The sequence below is a fragment of the Clostridium beijerinckii HUN142 genome, assembly GCF_000621745.1.
In the GTDB taxonomy this organism is placed as follows: Bacteria; Bacillota; Clostridia; order Clostridiales; family Clostridiaceae; genus Clostridium; species Clostridium beijerinckii_A.
Map to the genome: position 1 here is coordinate 52,544 of NZ_JHXK01000020.1, position 15,864 is coordinate 68,407.

Genomic DNA, 15,864 nt, shown 5'->3' on the forward strand with positions numbered 1-15,864 from the left:
CTTTAAAAGATAAAATATAAGATACTTCCTATAGCTCCAAGTGATATAAACGGAGCAAAGGGAATTTGCCTAACAATATAAATATATTCTTGTCCATACTTACTCTTTGCCCATCTTCTAACACTTTCAGCTTCTTCAGAAGTTATCTTTGAATGAATTGACTCTGATTGAAATTTAGGAAGCCCCTTAACTCTAGAATTAAAAAATCCCACAAAGGTCCCTGCTGAAAGTATCATCCCTTCTTCTACAGAATCTGTTTTTATTTTTTTATAATTATATCGAGAACATATATTTCTTATAACTATTACAGCTAATATAAATAGTAGTATTTTATAGTCGATTATGAAGTTGCTATTATATCCATTAATGAAATAATCCAATATAGTACTTAAAATCGCTAGTGTCACTATCGAAATTGCTATGCTTTTTTTCTTTATCTTTTCTAAAAAATAAAACATTATCAGCATTATCGAAAATCTAATGAATATTATGTTAACTGCTAAAAATTCTCTAGATATTAAATTAATACTTTTATAAATAATTGTTATGAATGAATAAGATACAATCCAATTTACAGTAAATCCTTTAGCATTGGTCATATTAAATAAGTTCTTACGCTCAAGTGCAGGTACTTCCTTAATAAAAAAATATATACTTTCACCAAATAAATATACAAAAGCAATAGAAAATGTAATTACAAAAATCATCAATCCATGAATAGCAATAGTATCATTTTCCATAAAAATGCCAACTGGTGATATCAAAAGCATTAATATTACATATTTCGAATCCCCAGCTCCCCAAATATCAAAATAATATAGGCAAATTGAAATACATGTACCTATAAGAAAATTTATAAAATACCCACTTAAAAAGTGAATCTGCTTCTCATAAAATATAAGATATACGCTATACAAAAGTTGAATTATAAGTCCTATTTTCATAAATAGTTTTAAATGCCTGTTTAATATTTTCCCATGATTAAAATCAGTTATAAATGTAATAACACTTATAACTAAAAGACACAAAATCAAAAATGCTATATATAAATTATTAATCATTTATCTCTATGCTCCAGCCGCGCTCAAGGCTATTACATAATTTGAAAATTCTTTTGTAATATACATATCATCAGTATAAAACGTAATTATAGCTTTGTCCTCATAAGCCTCTAAATTACTTTTAACCAAATTTTTAAACTCATTAAAGCCCTTTTGCACTACGTCTTTCTCGAAAATCACAAAGTTCATTTCTATTTGTTGCATAATACTACACCTCATTTTTATCAAACCAATTAACCAATATATCTAATTGATCATTTAAATCAGCATTTTTTTCATTTAGCTCATCTTCTTGAACATTATCTTCATATTCAATGCATGTATCATATAATGCTCTTCCCATAACCAACTCCCTAATATTTTTAGTATCTTGTGCTACTATATATCTAACATTCTGTCTTAACAATTCATTATAAAATTCACCTTGATACTTTTCCATTTCATTACTATTCTTTCGAGATTTACCTTCCAAAATAACTTCAATATTATCATTAATATAATTTAATATAATATAAAATTCTTCTATAAAATTGTAGGCAGTTTTCATTATCGTTTTGACATCATATATGTCCTTACTTAAGTAAAAAATTATTTTATTTTCATCCTTTATTATATGTTTTTTATCCATAATTCTTCTCTACTTTCTTATTTTAAAGTTGGTGTCAAATCGGGAATTTGAGGTACTTCAATTGTGTTTTGAGATACTTGTGTCATAGAAGGTTCATCTGTGTAATCTGTATAAATTGACGAAGATGTATGTGATTGGTGAGACTGATGAGATTCATGTGATTGATGAGACTCATGGCCTGCAGAATCTGATGTTGACGATGTATGCGAACTATGTGAAGAATGTGAACTGTGAGATGCATAAACCTTTGAAGGTAACATTGCTGCCAATATAACTAACATCGATCCAATAAACAGGACCTTATCTCTCCCTACATTTCCTTCTTCTTCGTACATAAAATCCTGAATTCTTTTATTTATCTTTGGATAGTTAATACTTCCCATAACTAAAATTCCTCCTAACCAATATAATTATTATCTTTCCATTTACCATCATCAATTGTTCCTGAAATAAATGTATATGTTCCATTTCCATTCATCTTATCAAATTCCCATTGCCCCTGATATATATCTCCATTCTTCCATTTAAATGTACCTTGACCGCTTTTAACTCCATTCTGAAAATTTCCGTCGTACCTATCTCCATTAGCATAACTCAGTGTTCCATGGCCACTAATTTCATTATTCTCCCACTCACCATTATAAATATCTCCATTTTGCCAACAAAAAGTTTTATATTCTTTTCCATTTTCTGACACAGTAGGTTGTCCAATAAATTTTCCTACTAAAGCGCCATTTTCACCAAACTTATATATTACACCGTTTATTGCTTGAAAGCCAGTTTTCATGGCACCATTAGAATCCATATAATATTGCGCAGTACCATCATTTACCCATCCAGTTTCTAGGTATCCATTCTTATCAAAATAATACCATACACCGCTTATCTGCCTCCATCCAATAGCATAATAATTTCCTTCTGAATACCACCATCCTTGTGATGATTGTTTCCACTCCGCATTAACACTTGTTGGATTAATAGTAAATAATAGCGTACTTGCAATTATCCCAGCAAATAATTTTTTGATTTTTATCATTTTCATCCCCCTAATTCTATAATAAATATGATAATTATATATAATAAAAATCTGTTTACACTGTATTTCTTTTATTACTAGCTAGTTTCATAAATCCTGCATTTTTTAATAATATTCTATATAATTCCGCTTTTTAAAAAGATAACATTAAAATAATATTTATTAATATAAATGCAAAACTATGAACTTACCGCTTTTATTTGATAATCTATCACTCATAAATATTCTGTATTACAATTTAGGTGTTTGATCTGGTATTTGAGGTGTACCAGGTGTTTGTTGTGCTGTTTCAGTTGTAGTTGTATTGGCTGAATTAGTTGATGATACAGCATTCGAACTAGATTGAGTTGATCCAGAACCTGATGTACTTGAAGTTGAATCACTTGTACCTGATGTTCTTGGAGCTATACTAGGATCTGTTACTCCCGAAGATGATGTGTGTGAAGCATGTGATTCATGTGATGCATGTCCTGGAGGTGGTGCTGATGATGTGTGCGAGGAATGTGAAGCATGTGATGAATGCGAACTATGTGCTGCAAAAGCTTTTGATGGCATCATTGCAGCTAAAATAACTAACATTGATCCAATAAATAGCACCTTATCTCTGCTTATGTTTCCTTCTTCTTCATATATAAAATCTTGAATATTTTTATTTATTTTAGGATAATTAATTTTCCCCATATGTATCCCCCTTATTTGCTTTGTTCAATACATTTATTGTCTTTCCAATTTCCAGTTACTGTTTTTCCATTACTATATGTATATGAACCTTTTCCTTCCATCTTATTGTTAACCCAAGCACCATTGTACTTATCTCCTGAATTTGTTCCTGATCCAAATGTATAAGTGCCTTGTCCATTCATGACATCTGAGCTCCAATCACCAGTGTATTGATCCTTAGTTCCTTTCCATGTAAAAGTTCCTTTTCCAGATCTTAATCCATTTTCATAATTTCCTGAATAGACATCTCCATTGGCATAATTAAGTGTACCTTGTCCATTCATTTTGTCATCCTTCCATTCACCTTTATAAACATCTCCATTTTTAGCTGTGAAAGTTCCACTTCCTTCTCTTTTCTGATTTTTTAATGTCCCTGTATATTTTCCGTTATTAATTGATTTATCAGTTACATTAGTTTCTTGACTTTGCTCTTGTTGAGCTTGTCCTCGGACGGCTTTAGTACTATTATCAGGCGTTCCTACAAAACCACATAGAATTATTGAAACCACAAAGGTCGCTGCTAATCCCTTCAGTATTTTCAATAATTTCTCTGGTTTATACTTATAATCTTCTTTCTTTTTTGAATAAATAAATAGTGGTATTACTGTTATAAGTCCTATAAAACTAAAAAATACAATGATACCTAGCAAAACACTCATTATTATTCCCCCTATTCGTCTTAAATTTGCATATTCCCCCATATTATACATTATAGTACTAATTTATATAATATTAAAACTCTAAATTTATCGTTTTTACCAGATATAAGAAAAATCGAGTAATTTTATGTGTAATTACTCGATTTTTCTTATATTTTAAATTATTTATAGAATAAAATTATCCAGTACTCCGAACCCCTGATTAACTGCCACTCCATAAACCGGACCAATCTCTTGTTTAATTCTCCTAACGAATTCCTCTTCCTTATTTTCTTTTTTAAACTTCCTAAGATTCTCAACCTTAAGAACTTGTCCATATTCTTCTATTTGATTTTTCCTATTTTCATCAACTACAAAGCAAAAGGCTTCATACTGAATTTCACAAAACCTATCAATATATTTATCATATTGTAGTAAATTATCACTTTTTTTACTATTGATATTCTTAAAAGTTGGTACCAAATTCCACATTTGATCATGAAGGACAAAGCTCCAAGGTATAAAGTGATCTATGCTTAAAACTCCATAATCATTATAATTTCTTTCTGTGAAATCTAAGCCTGTATATAAGTCAGCTATATGCCTTTGTTCAATAACTTGCTTCCATATCTTTGTCTGCTCTCTCAAGTCTCTATTTTTAGGAGCTTCTAATTTCATTGCTATACCTGGCACATTTGGATTGCGCTTTTGCAGGAAGCATACCAATCTATAATACGCCCAGCCTTGAATAATTCTGTAGTTATACTTTAAGTAATTACACCAATTGTTTTTAATCCTAATGCAATTTTCATCCTTATTATTTTTATAAATTTCATAAATGCATTCATTATCTTCATTGGATAGTTCTTCTATGAGTTTTTGAACTTTTTTCTGACCTCTAAGTTTATTCTCAAAAAATGGTGATAAAAATCTATATGGTACATTTAAAGTTAATTCTTTAAGCATTTTATTTAATGTTTTATCTTGTGATGAATATATAAAATCAAAGAGCTTACGTTCATCATAATTGCTTTCCAAGTTATATGTATCTGAAATGTAAGTAGCTACTTTTGCTAAATTATCACATAGTCCAAAACTTAACTTATATTTCAAAAGAGGATACCAAGCCTTTACGACCATTTTACATATTAATATTCTAAATTCTATTTCAAAATTACCCAAAGAAATTTCATCTAATAAAGCCAGCAGCCAATACATCTTATAACTTGCCACAACCTTATCATCTCTAAGTGCTCTAGAGAATGTAGCATAATCAACTTCATTACTATAAGGGACTTCACATATTTCTTTTGGTAATATTATAGTTTCTTGTGGCATATATACTTTATCCATTCAACTTCACCCATTTTAATACAATCTATCTACATTCTAACATAAAAATAAGATTTCACTTTACATAAACTATCATTTTAATCCAATTATTTACTCAATAGTTTCAAGTCCAATCCCTTTCCTAAATCGCCTTAGTTTCTATCTCTTCTTATCTCTAGACTTAAAAAGATCCTCTTTACTTTAACCTAAACTATTTACAAGCCTAAACAATACTTCCATTACATCTGCTAATTCTTCTAAATTCGTATCCTCTAAAAATTCATTAATTTCTTCTTGTAATTTAGCTTCTAAAAGTTTGTACTTTTCATCTCCAGCTAAACTTGAAGTATTGCATTCGCGGCCATCGGCTTTTATTATGTCTGAGATTTTATCTCTTACAAATTTATTGTATGTTTTTTCATTATTTTATTATATTTACTTAATTCCCCATAAACCATTTGCATTTTTATCCCTCTTTTATCGTCCATAGGCACCTCAGATATTGTTTCAAATCCATTTTCTAATCCAATAACTCCTGTAATTGCTAAACATAATGCGTCTATAACATCATCTATTTCACGTATTTTGTCACATATTCCATAAGATAATGGACTTAAGCTTACTCCTAAATTTGTTTTATTTTCTTCAATAGCTTTTGTGTAGTTTTTAGCATACACAGCTTGTCTACACGGAGTATTAAATATACTTGAAGTTTTTCCTTCTGTCAAAAGCTAAATGCCAAAACAACCTCCTCATCTTTTCCTATTACCGGCTCCCCTTCAGTAATCTTCATCAGATCATCATTTTCTACTTCATCAACAACACTAATTTCATTAATCTTCTCTTTTTTCTTAGGCTTACTTTTATTTTTTACCTTTTTCTTCTCTAAGGTAGTTACTATCTCATTAGGTAAAAGCTCTTTGCTTTTGTATTTTTCCATATTTAATTTCTGAGTGGCTTCATTATCTACTTCTGTTACATTCTTATTACAGCTGTTTAAATGTATACTTGTACTTGTTTCCATACAGCTTTTATTATCAGCAGTAGTGACATTTTTATTTGCAATATTATCTTTTATATCAATGACTTTATTATCCTTATGTTTATTCTCACTCTCCACATTGATATTCTCTATACAGCTGCTGCTTAGCTGTTTCTTCTCGCTAATTTCAACTTCTTCTGCCTTATGTTTATTTTGAACTTTTTCTTTTGTTTTAATATTTTGATGCTTTACAAAGTTTTTTACTTTATATATTTTATCTTGAGTGAGTTCAACCATTTCTAAGTCTATAAAAGTTTTTATAGCTAATTCTATTTCAGATACTTCTCTATTAAACTCTATAGCCAAAGTCTCTAGAGTATATGGTATATTTCTAGATAAAAATAATTCTCCTTCTAAATTGACCTTACCTGCAAGAACCACAATCCTAGTCCAAACATAATTTATAAGATCTCTTTTTTCCATTCTATCTATTATTTTGAACTTTGTATCCTCATACATATTCACATTAAATTTAACACATTTTCTTTCTCTCATTTTTAACACGCTCCTATATAAATAATTTATCTATATAGGATATATGCTTAAAAATGAAAGTCACTAATATAAATTAAAAATTATTTTATTCTTACTATAATTTAGCTTCTAAAAGCTTGTATTTTTCATTTTAACCTCTGAAATCAATTTCAAAATTATTAATTACTTTAATTGTTCCAACCGTTGCAAACATCAATCCATTCATCATAACCAGAATACTTTTCTAATTCTTCTATGGTTACCCATTCACATCTTTTAATAATTCGAATCACTTCCTCTTAAGCTAAATAGCAAACCTTGCTGTATTTTTCACCGTTCTATACATACATCTAATCTTTATAAACACGTAAAAGTGTTAATTAATCTATATTATAAGTATATTTCACCATAAAATAAGAGCTTACATTAAGTAAACTCTAAAATGGTACTTCCTTATTCTCCATAGCATCTCCTTGTGCCTCGTCTTCAAACTCACAAAACATATATTCATAATCATCATATATTAAACCATTTTTCATTTTTGCACATTTGAAATAGGAACGCTTCCACTAATTCAATTTCTTTAGGCAGATTAATAACCAAACACTTATTACCATTTGCTAGTTCTATAAAACTAAATTCATATTTATATTTCATAATTTAATTCCTCCATATCTTAATATAAAATAAATTCTTTTATACTATAATGGACTTCACATATTTCTTTTAGCAATATTAGCTGTTCTTTAGAAGTACATATTTGATTGATTTTAATTTCACCCAACAAAATATAATATAAGTATATTCTACCATAAAGATAAGAGCTTATATTACATAAACTCTTAACAAAACATAATGATATACTTTATAAATTTCCGTCCAACATTTTCCTGTATTAAATATTCTAAAATTGTTATATTATAGTACCATCTAAGAAATATTGACAGAAAAGGTGTGTTATTATGAAATTCTATCAAACTAAAGTTTTTAAAATTGTAATGAGTCTTATTGCTCTTGCAATAATTTTCAAGTATTCATTTTTAATCTTTCTATCTGGAGCAGGACTTATAGTATACTTAAATAAGAAGAACGTTAAATTCAGATCTTTTCCCAAATCAGGTAAAATAGTTTTAAGTTCTGTTTTAATTTTGCTTACTCTTCTTATAATTGGAATAAAAAATGCTCCAACTACTAACAAAACAATTGCTTCAAACTCCAAAGTTGAAACTACAACAGAATCAACAAATTCTTCTGACAAGCCATCGGAGCAACAAGAAGCCGAAATCAAAGAAGATTCTAAACCAGAAGTAAAAGAGGAGAATACAGCTGTCGATGATAAACCCAATGAAGATAAAACAAAATCTGTAGACAATTCTTCTGCTTCGGTTGCCCCTTCAACAGCTACAAACAGCGATAACTCAACAAAATCGTCAGGGAGCATAAGTACAAGTTCTGCTAGTACTAATAATGCCACTTCTGCAAATAGCGGAGATGAGAATACAATAGTATATTATGTTCCTGGCAGCAACAAATACCATTTAAGCAAGAGCGATGGAACACTAAGTAGAAGCAAAAATATTCAAGAAATTACTCTAAAGGAAGCTAAAGCTAAAGGAATGCAACAATCTAAATCAAAAGCTGATAGTTAGTCGTTTTCGATATTATTCAAGTTCAACATATTTTAAAGTAAAAAACAGTTTTTTACTATAAAAAACTAATATAAACAAATAGCTTGCTACGATAAAATTAAAATATCATAGTAAGCTATTTTCTTTACAAAATGCAAGCTAATAATATATTACTGACTTGACTCAAAACCTTTTAGCATATCTATTATTTTTTCTTTATTTGGCACACACTATTTCTCCATTTAGTTTTAGGTGTAACTCCCTCTAAATGCTTATACCATTTAGGTAAGTAATGTGTATTTATATATTTTTCTAAATTAATTTTGTATAGCAAAAGCATTCAGTTGTATGATCATTAACCATTCCTACTGCTTGCATAAATGAATAACAAATTGTACTTCCAACAAATTTAAAACCATCTTTTTTTAGTTGCTTACTCATTTTATCACTTAATTCAGTTGTTGCTGGAACCTCTCCTATGCTTTTCCACGAATTAATAATAGGCTTATTATCTACAAACTTCCATATATAATTAGAAAACGAGCCGTACTCTTCTCTAATTTTTAGAAATGCTTTTGCATTAGTCACAACGCTTTCAATTTTTCTTCTATTACGAACAATGCCTTTATCTTGCATTAATTGCTCTAATTTTTCTTCAGTATATTTCACAATCTTTTCAGCCTCAAAATTATCAAAAGCTTCTTTATAGTTTTCTCTTTTTTTAAGAATAGTCCACCAGCTTAAGCCTGCTTGAGCTCCTTCTAAGCACAGCATTTCAAATAGTTTCCTATCATCATATACCGGTACTCCCCATTCCTTATCATGATATTTAATATATAATTCTTCTTTTGTCACCCATTCACATCTTTTAATAATTTGAATCACTTCCTCTTCAATTAAATCGCAAACCTTGCTGTATTTTTCACTGTTTTTTGCATAAATCTAATATTTATAAACACGTAATAGTGTTAATTAATCTATAATATAAGTATATTTTACCATAAAATAAGAGCTTACATTACGTAAACTCTTGTTTTAAATATCTTTATATTTTACCGAACTCAAATCTTGGAAATAAAAATATTGGAATTGTATAAGTCTTGTTTGCAATTCCACATTGGGTTACTCCTTTTAGATAAACTGCAAAATTAATTTTTCCATTAGCTAATGATTTTGTTATGGTTTTACCCGGATTCTTACCAGCCTTAACTTCTATTCCGTAGACATACCCGTTTTCCTATCTCTGTAGACAAAATCAAGTTCCCCATTACCATAGATCCCAAACATAGGAACTGTAGATATCTTATCCAAAAGACAGTGGTAAACAAACGTTTCAGTTTATTGTTGCTCTGCAAATTGCCACCAAACAAAAGTTCCTACTGCACCCGCTATCCCTGTAGAAATAAGAATAATTATGCTACTTAAATTAAGGAATCCAGTACTTTGAAATACACTGGGGATTGTCCATGGAAAATATGGCGCAAATCCCATAGATGCCAATACGTTTGAGCAAATAACTATTACCAATATGAGTGCTAATGGTGCTAAGTATCCTCTACTAACATTCGCTAGAAAAGTACCCGGTGTAGTAACAACAATAAACAGTAGCGATGTTATAACAAACTTTAGAAAAACATCTCCAATAATGGCAGCTGACCAGCCAGTAAGTCCTAGAACACCGCCTACAGCAATGCTGATAGAAAACATATATAGGGAAAGTAATACGTTCCAAGCTAAAATGACCATTAACTTAGAAATTACAATATATGCTCTTGGTACTGGCTTTACAAGTAAATCTTTAATGGTTTTATCTGTAAATTCTCGACCAAATACCCATGCAGCAATAAATGTATATCCTATAAGACCCAGTGCCGCAAGATTATTAAGCAATTCTGTTAAATATATTTGCCAATTGATTTCACCTAAGTTATTGGATAAAATAATTCCGACTCCCATCATGATTGGACCAAAAGCAAAAACAAGAAACACTATCCAAAACACATTAGAACTGATAATTTTGCGAATTTCACAATGTAAAATAGAAAAAATACTCATTAATTATCACCCCTTACCATTCCAATTGTACGAAGAAAGTACCCTTCCAGATCTTCTGTAATTACTTGAAGCAGAGTTGGCGGTTGATTAGATTTAACAAGCAGTTCGGATAACTGTTCAGGACTTTCAACTAAGTGTTCATCTTTTAATTTTAAATGGCCATCCATTGTTTCCTCAAATTCATAACCATGTTCTGTAAGTACAGTCTTTATTGCATTTTGGTTGCGCCCATCTATAACTAAATTCTTCTGCAAGGATTTTTCAAGCTTATTCATTTCAATTTCTTGAATAAGGTGACCGTTGTGAATAATCCCAATACGCGTTGCAACTTTTGATAGTTCATCTAATAGATGACTAGATATGAAAATAGTTACGCCAGAATTTTTTGCTAAATCATATAACATAGTACGTATCTCAGCAACTCCTGCCGGATCAAGACCATTTATTGGTTCATCTAGTATCAGTATTTCTGGATTATGTATCATAGCTTTTGCAAGTCCTAGGCGCTGCTTGTTTCCTAAAGAAAGATTCTTTGCCTTTTTCTTTTTATGTGGTTCAAGTCCTAACTTACAAATAACTCTATCTACGGATTCTTTTTCTGATATTCCTTGCATACGTCTTGCTATATCAAGATTTTCAAATACTGTCAAATCAGGATAAAAAGTAGCTTCCTCCAAATAACCAACCTTATCCCACAATTTATAGTTTCCGGCATCAACCTTTTCACCTAACATGTAGAGCTTACCTGAAGTTGGCCTTAGCATCCCTAAGAGTGTCTTTATAGTAGTTGTCTTTCCTGCTCCATTTAACCCTAGAAATCCAAATATTTCACCTCGTTTCACTTCAAGTGACAGATTATTCAGTACTGCATAGTCGCCAAAATTTTTGCACAATCCATCGATTTGTATTGCAGCTGTTCCACTGATTTTTTGCTTTAAGAATATATTCATAGTTTTCAACTCCTCATTTTGTAGTAGCTTTATACTATCAATCTAATATCAACTCTACCTCAACTTATAAGCATCTCAAATAAATTTTTAAAGAGTATTTTAAAAAATTTCGCATTTATTCAAGTAAAATAAAAAAACCTGTAAATGTGCTTTTAATCCATTTACAGGCGCTTTTATAAAATATATTATAGTGTAGGTTTTAGCTGCTCCTTTTATCTAAGGACATCCCGGAAGGTAATGAAACTGTAAAGGTGCTGCCTTTTCCTAAACTGCTTTCAACTTCTATATTGCCATTACAGAGAGTCACAATTTTTTTAACCACCGTAAGTCCAAGTCCATTGCCAATGGTTGTGTGTGATGTATCTCCTTGATAAAACTTGTCAAAGATATGTTGTTTTGTTTCCTCATCCATTCCATGCCCATTATCTCGTAAACAAAATTGTATCGATGAATTGATACGTCTTAAACTAATTTGTAATTCCCCACCCTTATCTGTGAATTTAATGGCGTTATCTAATAGGTTTATCCATATTTGTTGAAGTAAGTGTGCATTATTATAAATATTCATGCTTTCCAAATCTATATCTACTGAAAGATCTTTAGCACTCCATTTGGGTTCTAATATAAGTATGGCACAGCGAATTTGTTCATCTAGGGCATAAACCTCTTTTTCACTAATAATCTCTGTATTTTCAACCTTTGATAAATTAAGCACACTTGTAGAAAGGTCAACCAACCTTTGGGATTCTTGAATTATTATATCTAAATATTCCTGCTCTTCTTCGCTGGTTAGATTTCCTTCCTTCAAAAGTTTTGCAAAGCCTTTAATAGAAACAATAGGCGTCTTAAACTCATGTGAAAAATTATTTATAAAATCAATTCGTAGCATTTCAATTCCTGAAAGTTCTCCAACCATTTTATTGAAGCTGGAGGCAAGACTCTCAAGCTCTGGAATATTGCTGCCTTTAACTGTAACTGAAAAATCCCCTTTTGCTACATCTTCAATAGCTTCAATAAGATTACGGACAGGTTTAACCATCCACCTGCTTAATAAAGCCGTGATAGAAATTCCAATAGTTGTGCTTGTTAAAAGCAGCGCAAAAAATGCTACAAAACCATTTTCCAAAAAGCTGCTTCCAAAAATTAATTCTAGAAAGTATGTACATAACCTTCCTATTACAACAGATAGAACCATTACTAAAAATACAAATACAACCAGTGTAGCAGCAAGACTCATCCGTTTTTTCATGTAAGCTTCACCGCCTTATATCCTAGTCCACGTACAGTAATAATCTCAAAATCCAGATTATCTTTAAATTTTTCCCGGAGCCTTCCAATATGGACATTCAAGGTATGCTCATCCGTCTCTGTATCTGGCCCCCATATTTCATCCATCAATTGCATACGGGTGAAAATCATATTTGGATAACTCATCAATTTAAAGAGTAAATAAAATTCTTTTTGTGGAAGCATAATTATATCCTCACCATAAGTGACCGTAAGAGCATTATAATCCAAAGTAGTTCCACCCATTGTTAACTTTTGCTCATTTGTAATTTGCGCCCGACGTAATAATGCTTTTATGCGAAACAGCATTTCCTGTTCGTCAAAGGGCTTTGTCATGTAATCATCTGTCCCTACAAGGAAACCTCTATGTTTCTCCTTAATTTCTTGTTGTGCTGTAATCATCAATATAGGAATATTATCTCCTACCTGGCGTAATTCTTTACAAAGCTGATAACCGTCCATCCTCGGCATCATTAGATCCAAGATAATCAAATCAAAATACTGTTTTTCCATCATATTCAAGGCTTCCATACCATCATTAGCCTTAAAAGCATTGTAACCGCCACGCTTTATGACTGCACATATAAGTTTTTGTGTATTAGCATCATCTTCAACAACCAAAATATTAAACATTAATTCACCTCCCAATTAAACTCTTTGTTACCTAATCTTCTAGAGAAACTCTAGAATGATTCTATTTCAATTTACCATTCTAAAATCAACTGAATATCAACTATTAGCCATAGTATAACAAATAAGTGCATACTTACTTTTTTATCATGATATATAATTCATAACATAAAGTCAATTTCTTTATTTTGTGCTATACTGCAAGCATAAGAGATAAAAAATTCACAGAAATATCACATTTAAAGTGGCATTTTTTAAGCAAAACAATTAAATGCCCTTCACTATTTGTTCTCGCTTTTGTAATTGCCACAATTGCTCCGCCATATATGCTGCAGGATAAGGCATTGAATTTACAATCCACCATTCCATTACACCAACAGCGGCTGAAGCAACATATTGAGCCATTATCTCCTTGCTTATATTTTCATTGCTTGCAGTCATGTCAAGATGCTCTTCCATACTTTTAAGAGCCATCGTTAAAATACGTTCTCTAAAAGCAGGCATAGCTTTGTTAGTGAGCATATTGGAATAGAAAATAGCATGCTTTTCAAGATATTGAAACGTCTGAAGTAGCGAAGCTTTGGAGTCAAAATTGCTGCTCTCTCCATCTGAAATGCAACTGTCACATAATTGGTTTAAATGAGTATCTATACATTTATTCATCAGATCAAATTTGTCTTCATAATGCAAATATACAGTGCCACGGTTTACATTTGCCTCTTCTGCAATTTCGTTAATGGTTATCTTTTCAAAATCTTTTTCCGACATGAGTTTGATAAAAGCACCCATAATAGCCTGTTTAGATTTTTCAATACGTCTATCCATAAAAATATCTCCTTTGTGTACCTAATGTACTTCCTATAAACTGATTTATCTTATAATAATCAACACTCATATGTGTTTTGTTCATTAATAAACAAATCTCATTGTTTTAACTATTGAATTGAACTAACTTAATTGATAAATTTATTATATTGAACAAGCGTTGAAAAATCAATATGCGTTGAAATAATGAAAGGCGGAATTAATTTGAAAATATTTTATTTTACTGCTACAGGAAATAGTTTATATGTTGCAAAAAAGATTGGTGGAGAATTGTATTCAATACCTCAAATGATAAAGGAAGGTAAATATGAATTTGAGGATGATGCTATAGGCTTTATATTTCCTTGCCATGGACTCGGAATGGCGAAAATAGTTAGTAACTTTATTAAAAAGTCAAAATTTAAAGCTGATTACTTCTTTTCAATTATGACATATGGTGGTAATGCATTCTCTGGATTAAGGCATATGGAGCTTGTGGCCAAGGAATCTGGAATCAAGTTCAACTATACAAATGAAATACTGATGGTGGATAATTTCCTTTCAACCTTTAAGATGGAGGATGAAATAATAAATAAGAAGCCAGAAGTAATTGATGAAAAACTGAGTGGAATAATAGCTGATATTACAAATAGACGAAATTCTCTTGTAAAAAAAGGAATTGTATCCAATACTCTATCTAAATATGCCCGTGGAATAGCAGATAAAATTAGCAATAATTTTGCAGCTAAGAAATTTATTGTTACGGATAATTGTACTAGCTGTAAGGTATGCGAAAAGGTCTGTCCTGCAAATAATATTAAAGTTGATAACAAACCTAGGTTTTCCCATAAATGCGAAGTATGTCTAGCATGTATACATCATTGTCCTCAAAATGCAATTCATTTGAAATCTGAGAAAAGCAAAGCTAGGTTCATAAATCAAAATGTACAGCTTAAAGAAATAATTGCTTCTAATAATCAGGCTAATTAAGAAAGCAGAAAATATAATTAAGGCTGATCAGATATTCATATGATGACTTAAGAAACCTATTAAGGCTAACCTAGATTTAAAAATAAAACACCTTGAAGCCTATACTTGGGGTGCTTTCAAATTATTCGTGCACCCTTGGTATGAGCCTTTTTTAAAACTATTATTAGGTTAATATATTTTATTTTTTATTCTCTTTTAAAAGACAACCTTCCGAGTTTGCCTTTAAGGCCGCATATTTTCTACAACTCATGAAGCTATTGGTTATGTCCGCACACTTTCACAAGTGTACATTGTTAACTTTTTAAATAAGCTCCATTTGTAGCAATAACTTCTTTATACTAATAAAATCTCTTTTTCTTATATCTTTCTAGAGTTTCACTTCCATCATCATGTCTATCTACATAGATGAATCCGTATCTCTTTTTAAGTTCAGCTGTTGATTCACTTACTAAATCTATGCATCCCAATTTAGTGTATCCCACAACTTCAACACCATCTTCAATTGCTTCTCCTACTTGATTGGGGACCCAAATACAAGCTTGTGGTATTCTAAAATACAAAAAATAAAAGCTTACTTTTTACGTAAACT

19 protein-coding genes and 2 pseudogenes are annotated in these 15,864 nt (G+C 30.6%); 2 read left to right on the forward strand and 19 right to left on the reverse strand.

Annotation, left to right across the window (positions count from 1 at the left end; translation table 11 throughout):
• Positions 1-2: 2 nt before the first annotated feature.
• The 12 genes and pseudogenes from T483_RS0110695 to T483_RS30985 all read right to left on the reverse strand — a co-directional run bounded on the left by T483_RS0110695 (position 3) and on the right by T483_RS30985 (position 7,588).
• Complete coding sequence (locus T483_RS0110695) at positions 3-1,061, reverse strand: hypothetical protein (protein ID WP_026886843.1); 1,059 nt, start codon at positions 1,059-1,061, stop codon at positions 3-5.
• Between the two features lie 6 nt (positions 1,062-1,067).
• Entirely contained in the window at positions 1,068-1,265 is a 198-nt protein-coding gene (locus T483_RS0110700; RefSeq protein ID WP_026886844.1) for a hypothetical protein, read from the reverse strand.
• Between the two features lie 4 nt (positions 1,266-1,269).
• The gene (gene hxsD, locus T483_RS0110705) at positions 1,270-1,689 is read right to left on the reverse strand and encodes a His-Xaa-Ser system protein HxsD (protein WP_026886845.1); all 420 of its coding nucleotides are present in this window, start codon (positions 1,687-1,689) and stop codon (positions 1,270-1,272) included.
• 17 nt (positions 1,690-1,706) lie between these two features.
• Positions 1,707-2,072, reverse strand: a complete 366-nt coding sequence (gene hxsA3, locus T483_RS28975) for a His-Xaa-Ser repeat protein HxsA3 (RefSeq protein WP_051560345.1) — start codon at positions 2,070-2,072, stop codon at positions 1,707-1,709.
• Positions 2,073-2,086: 14 nt separating this feature from the next.
• Positions 2,087-2,725 (reverse strand): hypothetical protein, encoded by a 639-nt coding sequence (locus T483_RS30115; protein WP_051560347.1) that lies wholly within the window; start codon positions 2,723-2,725, stop codon positions 2,087-2,089.
• A gap of 231 nt (positions 2,726-2,956) precedes the next feature.
• Complete coding sequence (hxsA3, locus tag T483_RS28985) at positions 2,957-3,406, reverse strand: His-Xaa-Ser repeat protein HxsA3 (protein WP_051560348.1); 450 nt, start codon at positions 3,404-3,406, stop codon at positions 2,957-2,959.
• An 11-nt stretch (positions 3,407-3,417) separates the two neighbouring features.
• Positions 3,418-4,104: an MORN repeat-containing protein gene (locus tag T483_RS30120; protein ID WP_026886846.1), complete on the reverse strand. Its 687-nt coding sequence runs from the start codon at positions 4,102-4,104 to the stop codon at positions 3,418-3,420.
• 165 nt (positions 4,105-4,269) lie between these two features.
• Complete coding sequence (locus T483_RS0110730) at positions 4,270-5,436, reverse strand: HNH endonuclease domain-containing protein (RefSeq protein WP_026886847.1); 1,167 nt, start codon at positions 5,434-5,436, stop codon at positions 4,270-4,272.
• Positions 5,437-5,619: 183 nt separating this feature from the next.
• Positions 5,620-5,802, reverse strand: a pseudogene (locus T483_RS32115) (nucleoside triphosphate pyrophosphohydrolase); the annotation flags it as partial.
• Between the two features lie 8 nt (positions 5,803-5,810).
• On the reverse strand, positions 5,811-6,143 hold the full coding sequence (locus tag T483_RS32120) for a DUF429 domain-containing protein (RefSeq protein ID WP_026886848.1): 333 nt from the start codon (positions 6,141-6,143) through the stop codon (positions 5,811-5,813).
• The gene (locus T483_RS0110740) at positions 6,140-6,952 is read right to left on the reverse strand and encodes a phage replisome organizer N-terminal domain-containing protein (protein WP_026886849.1); all 813 of its coding nucleotides are present in this window, start codon (positions 6,950-6,952) and stop codon (positions 6,140-6,142) included. The genes T483_RS32120 and T483_RS0110740 overlap by 4 nt, the downstream gene beginning before the upstream one ends.
• A gap of 495 nt (positions 6,953-7,447) precedes the next feature.
• A complete protein-coding gene (locus tag T483_RS30985; RefSeq protein WP_155268471.1) occupies positions 7,448-7,588 on the reverse strand; it encodes a hypothetical protein in 141 nt (46 codons plus the stop codon).
• Between the two features lie 305 nt (positions 7,589-7,893).
• On the opposite strand from T483_RS30985, the gene T483_RS0110755 reads away from it, so the two are divergent.
• Positions 7,894-8,580, forward strand: a complete 687-nt coding sequence (locus tag T483_RS0110755; RefSeq protein WP_026886850.1) for a hypothetical protein — start codon at positions 7,894-7,896, stop codon at positions 8,578-8,580.
• A gap of 291 nt (positions 8,581-8,871) precedes the next feature.
• On the opposite strand, the gene T483_RS0110760 is transcribed toward T483_RS0110755, so the two are convergent.
• From T483_RS0110760 to T483_RS0110785, 6 genes are all read right to left on the reverse strand, one after another.
• On the reverse strand, positions 8,872-9,444 hold the full coding sequence (locus tag T483_RS0110760) for a DNA-3-methyladenine glycosylase I (RefSeq protein WP_080696977.1): 573 nt from the start codon (positions 9,442-9,444) through the stop codon (positions 8,872-8,874).
• Between the two features lie 453 nt (positions 9,445-9,897).
• Positions 9,898-10,614, reverse strand: coding sequence for an ABC transporter permease (locus tag T483_RS0110765; RefSeq protein WP_026886852.1), 717 nt, complete (start codon positions 10,612-10,614; stop codon positions 9,898-9,900).
• Entirely contained in the window at positions 10,614-11,564 is a 951-nt protein-coding gene (locus T483_RS0110770; RefSeq protein WP_026886853.1) for an ABC transporter ATP-binding protein, read from the reverse strand. The genes T483_RS0110765 and T483_RS0110770 overlap by 1 nt, the downstream gene beginning before the upstream one ends.
• Positions 11,565-11,763: 199 nt before the next feature.
• A complete protein-coding gene (locus T483_RS0110775) occupies positions 11,764-12,813 on the reverse strand; it encodes a HAMP domain-containing sensor histidine kinase (RefSeq protein WP_026886854.1) in 1,050 nt (349 codons plus the stop codon).
• Entirely contained in the window at positions 12,810-13,484 is a 675-nt protein-coding gene (locus T483_RS0110780; RefSeq protein ID WP_026886855.1) for a response regulator transcription factor, read from the reverse strand. Before T483_RS0110780 ends, T483_RS0110775 begins: the two co-directional genes overlap by 4 nt.
• 264 nt (positions 13,485-13,748) lie before the next feature.
• Positions 13,749-14,306, reverse strand: coding sequence for a TetR/AcrR family transcriptional regulator (locus tag T483_RS0110785; protein ID WP_026886856.1), 558 nt, complete (start codon positions 14,304-14,306; stop codon positions 13,749-13,751).
• A gap of 204 nt (positions 14,307-14,510) precedes the next feature.
• Between T483_RS0110785 and T483_RS0110790 the strand changes: the two genes are divergently transcribed.
• Entirely contained in the window at positions 14,511-15,275 is a 765-nt protein-coding gene (locus T483_RS0110790; RefSeq protein WP_026886857.1) for an EFR1 family ferrodoxin, read from the forward strand.
• Positions 15,276-15,613: 338 nt separating this feature from the next.
• On the opposite strand, the pseudogene T483_RS0110795 reads toward T483_RS0110790, so the two are convergent.
• Positions 15,614-15,793, reverse strand: a pseudogene (locus T483_RS0110795) (family 1 glycosylhydrolase); the annotation flags it as partial.
• Positions 15,794-15,864 lie beyond the last annotated feature (71 nt).

Coding starts and splice junctions, on each gene's coding strand:
- T483_RS0110695 (WP_026886843.1), bottom strand. CDS start 1,061: ATGATTAATAATTTATATATAGCATTTTTGATTTTGTGTCTTTTAGTT.
- T483_RS0110700 (WP_026886844.1), bottom strand. CDS start 1,265: ATGCAACAAATAGAAATGAACTTTGTGATTTTCGAGAAAGACGTAGTG.
- hxsD (WP_026886845.1), bottom strand. CDS start 1,689: ATGGATAAAAAACATATAATAAAGGATGAAAATAAAATAATTTTTTAC.
- hxsA3 (WP_051560345.1), bottom strand. CDS start 2,072: ATGGGAAGTATTAACTATCCAAAGATAAATAAAAGAATTCAGGATTTT.
- T483_RS30115 (WP_051560347.1), bottom strand. CDS start 2,725: ATGATAAAAATCAAAAAATTATTTGCTGGGATAATTGCAAGTACGCTA.
- hxsA3 (WP_051560348.1), bottom strand. CDS start 3,406: ATGGGGAAAATTAATTATCCTAAAATAAATAAAAATATTCAAGATTTT.
- T483_RS30120 (WP_026886846.1), bottom strand. CDS start 4,104: ATGAGTGTTTTGCTAGGTATCATTGTATTTTTTAGTTTTATAGGACTT.
- T483_RS0110730 (WP_026886847.1), bottom strand. CDS start 5,436: ATGGATAAAGTATATATGCCACAAGAAACTATAATATTACCAAAAGAA.
- T483_RS0110740 (WP_026886849.1), bottom strand. CDS start 6,952: ATGAGAGAAAGAAAATGTGTTAAATTTAATGTGAATATGTATGAGGAT.
- T483_RS30985 (WP_155268471.1), bottom strand. CDS start 7,588: ATGAAATATAAATATGAATTTAGTTTTATAGAACTAGCAAATGGTAAT.
- T483_RS0110755 (WP_026886850.1), top strand. CDS start 7,894: ATGAAATTCTATCAAACTAAAGTTTTTAAAATTGTAATGAGTCTTATT.
- T483_RS0110765 (WP_026886852.1), bottom strand. CDS start 10,614: ATGAGTATTTTTTCTATTTTACATTGTGAAATTCGCAAAATTATCAGT.
- T483_RS0110770 (WP_026886853.1), bottom strand. CDS start 11,564: ATGAATATATTCTTAAAGCAAAAAATCAGTGGAACAGCTGCAATACAA.
- T483_RS0110775 (WP_026886854.1), bottom strand. CDS start 12,813: ATGAAAAAACGGATGAGTCTTGCTGCTACACTGGTTGTATTTGTATTT.
- T483_RS0110780 (WP_026886855.1), bottom strand. CDS start 13,484: ATGTTTAATATTTTGGTTGTTGAAGATGATGCTAATACACAAAAACTT.
- T483_RS0110785 (WP_026886856.1), bottom strand. CDS start 14,306: ATGGATAGACGTATTGAAAAATCTAAACAGGCTATTATGGGTGCTTTT.